At 66.5% G+C, this 12,612-nt stretch carries 8 protein-coding genes; 5 read left to right on the top strand and 3 right to left on the bottom strand.

The genetic code is table 11. From position 1 onward, the window contains the following. Positions 1-13: 13 nt before the first annotated feature. The gene (locus VSR34_RS02110) at positions 14-1,228 is read right to left on the bottom strand and encodes a DNA-binding transcriptional regulator (protein ID WP_342961743.1); all 1,215 of its coding nucleotides are present in this window, start codon (positions 1,226-1,228) and stop codon (positions 14-16) included. 303 nt (positions 1,229-1,531) lie between these two features. On the opposite strand from VSR34_RS02110, the gene xylA reads away from it, so the two are divergent. From xylA to VSR34_RS02085, 5 genes are all read left to right on the top strand, one after another. Continuing rightward, entirely contained in the window at positions 1,532-2,854 is a 1,323-nt protein-coding gene (gene xylA, locus VSR34_RS02105; protein ID WP_028210134.1) for a xylose isomerase, read from the top strand. A 115-nt stretch (positions 2,855-2,969) separates the two neighbouring features. Further along, positions 2,970-4,460: a xylulokinase gene (gene xylB / locus VSR34_RS02100; RefSeq protein ID WP_342961742.1), complete on the top strand. Its 1,491-nt coding sequence runs from the start codon at positions 2,970-2,972 to the stop codon at positions 4,458-4,460. A 198-nt stretch (positions 4,461-4,658) separates the two neighbouring features. Then, a complete protein-coding gene (gene xylF, locus VSR34_RS02095) occupies positions 4,659-5,687 on the top strand; it encodes a D-xylose ABC transporter substrate-binding protein (RefSeq protein WP_028210132.1) in 1,029 nt (342 codons plus the stop codon). Positions 5,688-5,753: 66 nt separating this feature from the next. Further along, on the top strand, positions 5,754-7,307 hold the full coding sequence (gene xylG, locus VSR34_RS02090; protein WP_028210131.1) for a D-xylose ABC transporter ATP-binding protein: 1,554 nt from the start codon (positions 5,754-5,756) through the stop codon (positions 7,305-7,307). Then, the gene (locus VSR34_RS02085; protein ID WP_028210130.1) at positions 7,304-8,503 is read left to right on the top strand and encodes a sugar ABC transporter permease; all 1,200 of its coding nucleotides are present in this window, start codon (positions 7,304-7,306) and stop codon (positions 8,501-8,503) included. The genes xylG and VSR34_RS02085 overlap by 4 nt, the downstream gene beginning before the upstream one ends. Before the next feature lie 24 nt (positions 8,504-8,527). Here the strand turns inward: VSR34_RS02085 and VSR34_RS02080 are convergent, their stop codons facing one another. Both VSR34_RS02080 and VSR34_RS02075 read right to left on the bottom strand, forming a co-directional pair. Next, the gene (locus tag VSR34_RS02080) at positions 8,528-10,819 is read right to left on the bottom strand and encodes an ATP-dependent DNA helicase (RefSeq protein ID WP_028210129.1); all 2,292 of its coding nucleotides are present in this window, start codon (positions 10,817-10,819) and stop codon (positions 8,528-8,530) included. Further along, positions 10,816-12,561 (bottom strand): VRR-NUC domain-containing protein, encoded by a 1,746-nt coding sequence (locus tag VSR34_RS02075; protein WP_342961741.1) that lies wholly within the window; start codon positions 12,559-12,561, stop codon positions 10,816-10,818. The genes VSR34_RS02080 and VSR34_RS02075 overlap by 4 nt, the downstream gene beginning before the upstream one ends. Positions 12,562-12,612 lie beyond the last annotated feature (51 nt).

Here is a 12,612-nt window from a genome sequence, read left to right as displayed (position 1 = left end):
GCCGAAGCCGGCTTCATGGGGTGGACAGCCGCGGGGCGGAAGCGTTCGCCACGCTGTCCTGGTATTCGCGCGGCGTGCAATCGAGTTCGCGCCGGAATACGGCATACATGTACTGCAGGGACGTGAATCCGCAGCGGATCGCCACCTCGGCACTCGATGCGTCGCGACTGGCGAGCATCGCCTTGGCGGCATCGAGCTTGTGGCGCAGGATCTCCTGATGGACCGTGCACTGGAGTTCACGCCGGAAATATTCTTCCAGAGACGAGCGCGACACGCCCACGTAGTCGGCCACCTGCTCGGTCTTGATGCCCTGGCAGGCGTATTGGCGGATGAAGTGCCGTGCACGCATGACATGGGGGCTCGAGAGCGGTTCGTGCCGGGTCGAATCGAGCACATTGATGCCGACGGGTGGAACCAGAATGCGTTGTCCCGGAAAACGTGCACCGCGCAGCATCTGGTGCAGCAAGTGTGCCGCCGTCTTGCCCATTTCCTCCGTTCCCTGGATGACCGACGAAAGCGGGATGCGCGTGAGCGTGCGGGTGAGGGGATCGTTGTCGATGCCGATGATCGCCACCTGCTCGGGCACCGCAATGCCGTGAATCAGACATGCCTGCAGCAAATGCCGCGCCCGGGCGTCGGTCACGGCGATCACGCCCACGGGTTTGGGCAGGCTGTGCAGCCAGACGCTCAGCTGCTCGATGGCCTGGTTCCAGGCGCTGGCGCTGGTGGCCTGGCCGCGGTAGATCGGCGCGGGCACGCCTTCCTTGCGGCCGAGCGCCTGGAACGCCAGCTCGCGCTCCTGCGCCCAGCGGTTTTCCTGCGCCACGGGCAGGCTGTACATGGCGAGATTCGGCAGGCCTGCGCCGATCAGATGCGTCCACGCGAGCGAGACCAGTTTGCGGTTGTCGGTCGCGATGTACGGCAGCTCGGGCGGGTACTGCGTCGCATCCTCGAACGACGAACCCACGGCCACGACCGGCAGCGGGCAGCCGCGCAACGCCTCGGCCACGGCAGGGTCGTCGAAGTCGGCGATGATGCCATCGCCGTCGAAGCGCTCGATGCCCGCGAGGCGGCAGCGAAAATCCTCTTCGAGAAAGAGATCCCACGCCACGCGCGTGGAACGTAGGTAGTCGCCGATTCCGGCAATGATTTCGCGGTCGTACACCTTGTTCGCGTTGAATAGCAACGCGATGCGGTGGGGTGACTGGGAAGCGGGGGCGCGGGTCATGTCAGCTCGGCGGTGTTTCGCGCGGCGTGCCCGCGCAAAGCCGCCATCTCTCCGGTTCGGGCGCGGTGCGTTCAAATGAGCGTCGCGCTACGATGTCTCTCGCGCCCTTGGCGCGTCGTTTTAAGCGTCCGGCTATTTTAGGCCCAGATTCGGGCTCGCGGACGCCCCTGCCGCGCCACTCGGCAGGAAACATTAAGGGTCTAGCGCAATTTCGCAATTGCCGCGCTTTGCTCGTCGCGGGCAGTATGGCATCACACAGAGGGTGCACGCTGCGCGCTGCGCTGCAACAACACTGGAGACATCATGTCGTATTTCGAACATATCCCCGCAATTCGATACGAAGGCCCGCAGTCGGACAACCCGCTTGCGTACCATCACTACGACCGTACGAGGAAGGTGCTCGGCAAGACGCTCGAGGAGCATCTTCGCATCGCCGTGTGCTACTGGCATTCGTTCGTCTGGCCCGGCAACGACATCTTCGGGCAGGGCGCGTTTCACCGGCCGTGGCAGCAGCCCGGCGACGCCATGGAGCGCGCGCGCCAGAAGGCCGATGCCGCGTTCGAATTCTTCTCGAAACTCGGCACACCGTATTACACGTTTCACGACACCGATGTGGCTCCGGAAGGCAAGGACCTGAAGGACTACACGGAAAACTTCAAGCGCATGGTCGACTACCTCGGCGAGCGCCAGCAGGCGAGCGGCGTGAAACTGCTCTGGGGCACCGCCAACCTGTTTTCGAATCCGCGCTACGCGGGCGGTGCGGCCACGAGCCCCAACCCCGAAATCTTCGCCTATGCCGCCACGCAGGTTTGCCATGCGCTCGACGCGACGCGCACGCTCGGCGGCGAGAACTACGTGCTGTGGGGCGGCCGCGAGGGCTACGATACGCTGCTCAATACCGACCTCAAGCGCGAACGCGAGCAGTTTGCGCGCTTTCTCTCGATGGTGGTCGAGCACAAGCACCGCACCGGCTTCGCCGGCACGCTGCTGATCGAACCGAAGCCCCAGGAGCCGACCAAGCACCAGTACGACTACGACGTCGCCACGGTGCACGGCTTTCTCACGCAGTACGGCCTGCAGAGCGAGATTCGCGTGAACATCGAGGCAAATCACGCGACGCTCGCCGGCCACTCGTTCCATCACGAAATCGCAACGGCGTTCGCGCTGGGCGTGTTCGGCAGCGTGGACGCGAATCGCGGCGACCCGCAGAACGGCTGGGATACCGACCAGTTCCCCAATAGCGTCGAAGAACTCACGCTCGCGTTCTACGAGATCCTGCGCCACGGCGGTTTCACGACGGGCGGCATGAATTTCGACGCGAAGGTGCGGCGCCAGAGCATCGATCCCGAAGACATGTTCTATGGCCACGTGGGCGCCATCGACGTGCTCGCGCTCGCGCTGGAACGCGCGGCGGTGCTGGTGGAAAACGACCGCCTCGAGCAGTTCCGCACTCAGCGCTACGCGGGCTGGGACAGCGAGTTCGGCCGCAAGATTCTCGCGGGCGGCTATTCGCTCTCGTCGCTGGCTACCGACGCGCTCGCGCACGGCATGAATCCGCAGCACGCAAGCGGCCAGCAGGAGCGGCTCGAAAACGTCGTGAACCAGGCGATTTTTGGTCAGCGCTAGTCCTGTCGCGGCGCGCGAGGGAGGTCCGCGAAAAATCATCAAGGCGCGCCGTCAAATTCGCAATTGCGCCGGTTGGCGTTGAAGGCAAACTGGCGCAAAAAAGAAGGACGGAGACATGTTCATCGGTATCGACCTCGGCACGTCGGGCGTGAAGGCCGTGCTGCTCGATCGCGCGGGCGACGTGCTCGGCAGCGCGAGCGCGGCGCTCAGCGTGAGCCGGCCGCACCCTCGCTGGTCCGAGCAGGCGCCGCAGGACTGGTGGCTCGCCACGCAGAGCGCATTGCGCGCGCTCATCGAGGAAGCGCGCGGACGCGGCATCGACCCGGCTCGCATCGAAGCGCTTGGCCTGACCGGCCAGATGCACGGCGCGACGCTGCTCGATGCGCGAGGCGAGGTGCTGCGCCCAGCGATCCTGTGGAACGACGGTCGTTCGGACAACGAATGTATCGAGCTGGAGCGCGCCGTGCCGCAGCTGCACGCCATCGCGGGCAACCTCGCGATGCCGGGGTTCACGGCGCCGAAACTGCTATGGGTGCGCAAGCACGAGCCGGAAATTTTCTCCCGCATCTCACACGTCCTGCTGCCAAAGGATTATTTGCGCTGGCTGCTCACGGGCGTTTTCGCCACGGACGCCTCCGATGCGGCCGGCACCCTGTGGCTCGACATTGCAAAGCGCGACTATAGCGATACGCTGCTGGCGGCGTGCGGCCTCACGCGCGCGCAAATGCCCGAAGTATTCGAGGGCAACCAGGTGACCGGCACGCTGCGGCCAGAGCTTGCCCGGCAATTCGGCTTGCGCGAAATCCCCGTTGTGGCGGGCGGTGGCGACAACGCGGCTGGTGCCGTGGGCGTGGGCATCGTACGGCCCGGCGATGCGATGCTTTCGCTTGGCACCTCGGGGGTGTATTTCGCCGTCTCGGACGGCTTTCTCGCCAATCCCGATTCCGCGGTTCACAGCTTCTGCCATGCATTGCCGCAAACGTGGCATCTGATGTCCGTGATGCTCAACGCGGCCAGTTGCCTCGACTTCACGGCGCAGCTAACGGGCTACGAGAGCGTAGCGGCACTGCTCGCCGACGCCGAAGCGAACTCGAGCGCCGGGCGCGATGCGCGCCGGCCGTGGTTCCTGCCATACCTGAGCGGCGAGCGCACGCCGCACAACAACGTCAACGCGAAGGGAGTGTTTTACGGCATGACCCCGCAGACCTCGCGGGCCGATCTCGCGAACGCGACGCTCGAAGGCGTGGGCTTCGCCTTGCTCGACGGCGTTGACGCGCTACATGCGGCGGGCCTCGTGCCCGACACGATCACGGTGATCGGGGGCGGCTCGCGCAGCGCCTGGTGGACCCAGATGCTCGCCGATATCAGTGGTCGCGCGCTCACGCTGCGCACGGGCGGCGAAGTCGGCCCGGCGCTGGGCGCCGCCCGCCTCGCGCATCTCGCGCTCGAACCTGGCGCGTCGCTCGACGAAGTCTGCCCGCAACCGCCCGTGCTCGCGGTGCGTGAGCCCGACGCCGCGCGCCACGCATGGTATCGCGAAGCGCGGCGCCCGACCTTTGGTGCGCTGTATCGCGCACTCGAACCGGTTTTCGCAACCGGCGCCTGAAAGGAGGCGTCGGGGTGGAAAAGAACTGCACGCCCAGCGTAGCCGTGCAGTCGATTGGCAGTCCTACAGGTAGCCCGCACGCCAGGCCGTTTTTGTGTGTGTTGCGCCATTGAATCGGCATCTATCCGATAACCAGTCGCCGTGGCGGCGACGCGTACGCGCGTCGGCGTGCATTGGCATCAAGAGGAGTATGGAGACATGAATTTCGCCAAACGTCGTTCTGTTCTGAGTTCGCTCATCTGCGGCGCTGTGCTTGCGAGCCTGTCGCTCGCGGCACCGCTCGCGCATGCGAGCAAGGATCATCCCGAAATCGGCTTCTGCATCGACGACTTGCGCGTCGAGCGCTGGTCGCGCGATCGCGACTACTTCGTCGCCGCGGCCGAGAAGCTGGGCGCGAAAGTGTCGGTGCAATCGGCCGACGCGAGCGAAGCGCGCCAGATTTCGCAGATCGAAAACCTGATTTCGCGTGGCGTCGACGTCATCGTGATCGTGCCGTTCAATTCGAAGACGCTGGGCAATGTCGTGGCCGAGGCGAAGAAGGCGGGCATCAAGGTCGTCTCCTATGACCGGCTGATCCTCGACGCCGACATCGACGCCTATATCTCGTTCGACAACGAGAAGGTGGGCGAGCTCCAGGCGAAGGGTGTCTACGACGCGCAGCCCAAGGGCAATTACTTCCTGCTGGGCGGCGCGCCGACGGACAACAACGCGAAGATGCTGCGTGAAGGACAACTGAAGGTTCTCAAGCCCGCGATCGACCGCGGCGACATCAAGGTGGTCGGCCAGCAGTGGGTGCCGGAATGGAGCGCTTCGACTGCGCTGCGCATCACGGAAGACGCGCTCACCGCGAACAACAACAAGATCGACGCAATCGTCGCCTCGAACGACGGCACGGCGGGCGGCGCGATCCAGGCGCTCGCCGCGCAGCATCTCGCGGGCAAGGTGCCGGTGTCGGGCCAGGACGCGGACCTCGCGGCGGTCAAGCGCGTGGTGGCGGGCACGCAAACCATGACGGTCTACAAGCCGCTCAAGCTCATCGCGGGCGAGGCTGCGAAGCTCGCCGTCGATCTCGCGAAGGCTCAGAAGCCCGCGTACAACGCGCAGTATGACAACGGCAAGAAGAAGGTCGACACCGTGCTGCTGCAGCCCACGCTGCTGACGAAGAGCAACGTCGACGTCGTCGTGAAGGACGGCTTCTACACGCAGGCGCAACTGGCCAGCCAGTAACGCCGTGGGCCAGGCGGCCCGCGCACGCCACGGCGCGCGCGGGCCTTCGCAGCGAGTAACCAGCGTATGACCGAACCCTTGCTGACGATGCGCGGCATCGTCAAATCCTTTGCGGGTGTGAAAGCGCTCGACGGCATCGATCTCACGGTGCGGCCCGGCGAATGCGTGGGGCTGTGCGGCGAGAACGGCGCCGGCAAATCCACGCTCATGAAAGTGCTGTCGGGCGTGTACCCGCACGGCACCTGGAGCGGCGAGATCCAGTGGGAAGGCGCGCCGCTCGAAGCGCAGAGCGTGCGTGACACCGAGCGCGCCGGCATCGTCATCATCCATCAGGAACTGATGCTCGTGCCCGAGCTATCGGTTGCGGAGAACATTTTTCTCGGCAACGAGATCACGTTGCCGGGCGGCCGCATGAACTACGCGGCGATGTACCAGCGCGCCGACGAATTGCTGCGCGAGCTGAACATCGACGCGATCAACGTGGCGCAGCCGGTGATGAACTATGGCGGCGGCCACCAGCAGCTCATCGAGATCGCGAAAGCGCTCAACAAGCGCGCGAAGCTGCTGATTCTCGACGAGCCGTCGTCCTCGCTCACGGCGGCGGAAACGAAGATCCTGCTCGACATCGTGCGCGACCTCAAGCGGCGCGGCGTGGCGTGCGTCTACATCTCGCACAAGCTCGACGAAGTCGAAGCCGTGTGCGACACGGTCAGCGTGATTCGCGACGGACGCCACGTGGCCACCGAACCGATGGCGGCGCTCACGACCGACCGCATCATCGCGATGATGGTGGGGCGCGAGATCCGCAATCTCTTTCCGCGCGAGCCGCACGACATCGGCGAGGTCGTATTCGAGGCGCGCAACGTGACCTGCTACGACGTGACGAACCCGCGCCGCAAGCGCGTGGACGACGTCTCGTTCTCGCTGCGGCGTGGCGAGATCCTGGGCGTGGCCGGACTCGTGGGCGCGGGCCGGACCGAAACGATGCAGGCGATCTTCGGCGCCTATGCGGGGGTGTGCACGGCAACGGTGATGCTCGAAGGCAAGCCGCTGAAGATCCGTTCGCCGCTCGACGCGATCAACGCGGGCATCGCCATGGTGCCCGAGGACCGCAAGCGCCACGGCATCGTGCCGCAACTGGGCGTGGGGCACAACATCACGCTCTCGGTGCTGCAGCGTTTTTCGAAGCACGGACGCATCGATACCGCCGCGGAATTCGACACGATCCGCACCGAGATGCAGCGCCTTTCGGTGCGCGCGGCAAATCCCATGTTGTCGATCGCGAGCCTCTCGGGCGGCAATCAGCAGAAGGCGGTGCTCACCAAGATGCTGCTCACCGAGCCGAAAGTGCTGATTCTCGACGAGCCCACGCGAGGCGTGGACGTCGGCGCGAAGTACGAGATCTACAAGCTGATCTTCCAGCTGGCCAAACGCGGCGTGGCGATCGTGATGGTCTCGTCCGAGCTGCCCGAGGTGCTCGGCATCAGCGATCGCGTGCTGGTGATCGGCGAGGGCGAGTTGCGCGGCGACTTCGTCAACGAAGACCTCACGCAGGAAGACATTCTCGGCGCGGCGATCCAGAGCGTGCGCGCCCAACCCGATACAGCGAGTGCAGTATGACACCCGACGTCACGACCCAAGGCGCACGCCAAGGCCTGCCGCAAGCCAGCCAGGGCTATGCGCAGCGTTTCCAGCAACTCTTCTCACGCTACAAGATCCTCGCGCTGCTGCTCGCGGTGGCGGTGATCTGGCTGTTCTTTTCGCTGCTCACGCATGGCGCGTTCGTCACGCCACGCAACGTGTCGAACCTGCTGCGGCAGATGTCGATCACCGGCATGCTCGCGTGCGGGATGGTGTTCGTCATCATCGCGGGCGAGATCGATCTTTCAGTCGGCTCGCTGCTGGGCTTGCTCGGCGGCGTGGCTGCGATTCTCGACGTGAACCGCGGCTGGCCCATCGGCGTGACCGTGCCGGTGGTGCTCGCGCTCGGCGTGCTCGTGGGTCTCTTCAACGGCTGGTGGTCGACGTACCGGCGCGTGCCGTCGTTCATCGTGGGCCTCGGCGGCATGCTCGCGTTTCGCGGCGTGCTGCTCGGCATCACCGGCGGCTCGACCATCGCTCCGGTGTCCGATCACTTCGTGTTTCTCGGGCAGGGGTATTTGCCGCGTGTGGCCGGCGACGTGCTGGCGCTCGCGCTCTTCGTGCTGCTCGCGGTGCTCACGGTGCGCCAGCGCGCGAACCGCAGGCGCTATCAACTGAGCGTCGTGCCGCTCTGGCAGGACGCCGCGAAGATCGTCGGCGCGGGCGCGATCCTGCTTGCTTTCGTGCTGATGCTCGACAGCTATGGGGGCATTCCGGTGCCCGTGCTGCTGCTGCTTGCGCTGCTCGGCGTGTTCACATGGATCGCCACGCAAACCGTGTTCGGCCGGCGCATCTACGCGGTGGGCTCCAACCTCGAAGCCACGCGACTTTCGGGCGTCAACACGAACCGCGTGAAGCTTGCGATCTTCGCGCTCATGGGGCTCATGTGCGCGTTCGCGGGCATCGTCAACACGGCGCGTCTTGCGGCGGGGTCGCCCTCCGCGGGCACGATGGGCGAACTCGACGCGATCGCGGCATGCTTTATCGGCGGCACCTCAATGCGCGGCGGCTCCGGCACCGTGTACGGCGCGCTGATCGGTGCGCTCGTGATGGCGAGCCTCGATAACGGCATGTCGATGCTCGACGTGGACGCATACTGGCAGATGATCGTGAAGGGCGGCATCCTGGTTCTCGCCGTGTGGATCGACGTGGTGTCGGGATCGAACCGCCGTTGAGTTGTATCTGGTTCGGAATGCAGATCAACTGACAGCGATACGCCACCACGCCGGGAGCAGCGCGCGCACGCCGGGTTGCGCGAAGCGGTCGTCGAGCAGATGCACGACGCCGCGATCCTGCTCGGTGCGGATCACGCGGCCGGCGGCCTGCACGACCTTGCGCAGGCCGGGAATCAGGTAGGTGTAGTCGAAGCCTTCGCCGTAGAGCGTGTCCATTCTCGCGCGCATCGCTTCGTTCACGGCGTTCACCTGGGGCATGCCGAGCGTGGCGATGAACGTGCCGATGAGGCGCGTGCCGGGCAGGTCGATGCCTTCGCCGAACGCGCCGCCCAGCACCGCGAAGCCAATGCCGCAGCCGCCTTCCACGAAGCGTGCGACGAAGGCCTGCTGGCTGGCTTCGTCCATCGTCCGCGACTGAAGCCATACGTCCACCTCGGGGTGGCGCGCGATGAACGAATCGGCGGCTCGCTGCAGATAGTCGTAGCTGCTGAAAAAACACAAATAGTTGCCCGGGCGCTCGGCATATTGTTCCGCCACGCGCGCGACGAGCGCTTCGAGCGAACGCTCGCGGTCCTTGTAGCGCGTCGAGATATGGCGGGCGATGCGCACGTCGAGCTGTTCAGCGCGGAACGGCGTGTCGATGTCGACGCTCACCGTGCTGGCGGGCAGTCCGAGCATGTCGGTGTAGTAGTGTGTGGGCGAGAGCGTCGCCGAAAACATCGTCGTGCTGTGCGCCGTGGCGATACGCGGGCGCAAGGCTTCCGCAGGCACGATGTTGCGGATCGCGAGCGTCGAGCGCGGGCGGCGCGCGCTCTGCTGCGGCAGCGGCGTTACGTCGAACAGCGAATGCTTGTCGAAGCGTTCCGCGATGCGCGTGAAATGCAGGACATCGAAATAGAAGCGCTCCAGCTCGGGGTCGCGCACTAGCGCCGGCTCGGCGAGCTGGTCGCCGATCGCACCGATCACGTCGCCAAGCGCGGCAACGAGGCCCTCGGGCAAGGTGTCGCTTGCACGCCAGGCACCCGGTTGCACGGTGTTCTGCGCGTTCCAGTGCTTCTGCAGGCGTGCGAGCGCACGCTTGAGCGGCGCGCTCGCGGCACGGCGCACGCCGTCGATACGCGTTTGCACGAGTTCCGCCGAATACATTGCGCGGGCGCGCTCGGGCAGGTTGTGCGCCTCGTCCACCAGCACACTCGCGCGCCACTGGTTGTGAACGGCGAGCATGAACAGCATGGCGCTCGTGTCGAACCAGTAGTTGTAGTCGCCGACGATCACATCGCTCCAGCGCGCGAGCTCCTGGCCGAGGTAATACGGGCATACGGCGTGCTCGCTCGCCACTTCGCGCAGCGCCGCGCGATCGAGCCGCACGCGATCGAGCGCCGCCGCTCGCGCGGCGGGCAAGCGGTCGTAGAAACCCCGCGCCAGCGGGCACGATTCGCCATGGCACGCCGCTTCGGGATGCTCGCACGCCTTCTCGCGCGCAACCAGTTCGAGTACGCGCAGCGGCAACCTTCTACCTGCTGCATCGGGGGACGGGGCGCAGTTAGCGCCGGCGAGCGTGGCTAGGGCGTCGAGCGCCAGTTGGCGTCCCGAGCTTTTCGCGCTCAGGAACACGACCTTGTCGATCGCGGCGCGTGGGCAGGCCTTCAACTGCGGAAACAGCGTGCCGATGGTCTTGCCGATGCCCGTCGGCGCCTGCGCCAGCAGGCAGCGCCCCTGGGTGGCCGCGCGCCAGACGGCCTCGGCGAGCTCGCGCTGGCCGTGTCGAAACGAAGGGTGCGGCAGGCACAGCGTGGCGAGTGCGGCGTCACGCTCAGCCCGATGGCCGCATTCCTGGTCGGCCCATGCAACGAAGCGGCGGCATTGCGTCTCGAACGCGGCGCGCAGCTCCGAAGCGCTGGCGTGTTCGACGAGCGCCGTCTCGCGGCCCGAGCCGATGTCGTAGTAGACGAGCGCGAGTTCGAGCGCCTCGAGGCCGAGCTTTTCGCACAGGAGCGCCCCATAGACGCGCAACTGCGCCCAGTGCAGCGCGCGCTGGTTTTCGCGCATCGCTTCGAGATCGCCGCGATAGGTCTTGAACTCTTCGAGCCTGCGGCGCGCCGGGTCGTAGCCGTCGGCGCGGCCGCGCACCGTCAGCGTTTCGAATGTGCCCGAAAGCGCGACTTCGGTCTCGTAGCCCGGCGGGCGCCGTGCGGCGATGGCGGCGTGGCCGGCGCGGCCATCGCTCGCGTCGGGAGACGGCGTGAAGCGCAAGTCGAGGTCGCCGCGTTTGGCGGTGAACTCGCATAGCGTGCGCACGGCGACGGTGTAGCTCATGGCGCGCGCAACGCCTGCGAGGCGGCGGCTGTGCCGGTAGAGTCAGAGTCGGGCCAGCGCACCAGCAAGACCGAGACGGGCATGCCATGCTGCGCGCAATACGCAAGCCAGCGGCGCTGGTTGTCCTGCAGACGATCGCCGGGCCCTTTTACTTCGATGAGCTCGTAGCGCCCCTCGTGCGGCCAGAAGCGCACGAGGTCGGGCAGACCCGAACGGTTCGCAACCGGCTCGCGCAGCAGCCGCTCGAACCAGAGGCGCAGATGGGCGGCGGGGAAACAATCGAGCGCGAGCGCAAGCAGCTCGCCGCTCAACGCGGGCCATGCGACGAAGGGCGACTGAATGCCGGCCTTGTCCGCATAGCGCCGCAGGATCGAATCGCGGTACGCGTGGGTATCGAGTTCGGCGAGACATGCTTCGAACTGCGAAGCACGCCTTGCGACGAAATCGGCTGCGTGCAGGTCGGCGGGGCCGCGCTGGAACGGATGGAAGAACGCGCCAGGCAGCGGCGCGAACAACGCGGGCCAGCAGAGCAGGCCGAAAAGGGCGTTGATCAGCGTGTTCTCCACGTAGAACACCGGCGCTTGCGCCGTGGTTAGCGAGAGCCGGGCGGCTTCTTCGACGCGCAGTCCCGCAGGCGCTGCAACCAGCGCCAGTTCGCGCTGCGCGAACCCCGGCTCCGCTGTCGCTTTCGACTTCGCGCGCGTGCGTGCGAGGCGTGAGCGCGTGCGCGCCGCGCGCTGGCCCTCTTCTTCGTTAAGGGGCGCTTCGGCAATGGCCGTTGCGAGCGCGAGCGCTTCGTCCCGGCGGTCCAACTGTTCGAGCACGCGCACGCGCCGGTAGCGCGATTCGGGATGCCCGCAGTCGAGATACGCGCGCCACGCGAGTTCGGGGTCGCCCGCGCGCTCGGCGGCGAGTCCCGCGGCGTGACGCAGCTTGTCATGACGCGCGCGCAGCCACGCGTTGACCTGCGTGCGCGGGGCAAGCGCGTCGAGCGCGGCGAGCGTCGTCGCAATGGCGGCGTTGAGTGCGCAGGCGCCATTGGAGTCCGCGGCCTGTGCGGCACGGTCTAGTTCGTCGCGGCAATCGCGCAGCGCGAGATAGGTGTCGATATCCTCGCGGCGCTGGAACGCGCGCGACGCATCGTCGAGCGGCACGCTCTCGTAGCGATAGACGCCGAGATCGGCGAGCACGAACTCGGACCAGTCCTGATGCAGGTTGCCGAAGAACATGAGCCGCAGGCGCTCGCAGAGCGGCGCGGCGGTGAACAGCAACACGGTGTCGGGCGAAGCGGGGAACCAGGCGTCCCACGCACGAGGCTGGGGCGCGGCGGCATAGTGTGAGCCAAGCGCGGCGAGCATGGCCGCACGCGTGGCGCGGGGTTCGAGCGCGATGCCAAGGCGTGTGGCGAGCGCTTGCAATTCGGCCTTCATTACAAGCGGGGCGAGGGCAGCGAGGTCGAGCATGGGCGCGTCGTCGATCCAGCGCGCCGCGACGAGCGGTGCCGCCGCTGCGCGCGGGCAGCCGATCTCCTCGTATGCGAGGCGGCTTGCGCGGAAATGCGGCCCCTTGCGCATCAGCATGCGCACGAAGAGCGCGCGCGAGGCGCGCGGCAAGTGCGCGAAGTCGGCGGCAAAGCGGCGCTCGGCGTCGTCGAACAGGTCGGCGCAGCGCTCGTCGAGCCACGCCAGCGCGCGCTCGAAGTTCGCGAGGTAGTAGAACGGATCGGGAGAGTCGGGAAGCACGCGCGGTACTGTACGGATATACAGCGGCGATGATAGCAGGCTGCGCCGCTG

The sequence above is a fragment of the Paraburkholderia sp. JHI2823 genome (genome assembly GCF_038900695.1).
Taxonomy (GTDB): Bacteria; Pseudomonadota; Gammaproteobacteria; order Burkholderiales; family Burkholderiaceae; genus Paraburkholderia; species Paraburkholderia mimosarum.
The sequence above is the reverse complement of the archived record's forward strand: the minus strand, read 5'-3'. Positions and strand labels throughout refer to the sequence as shown.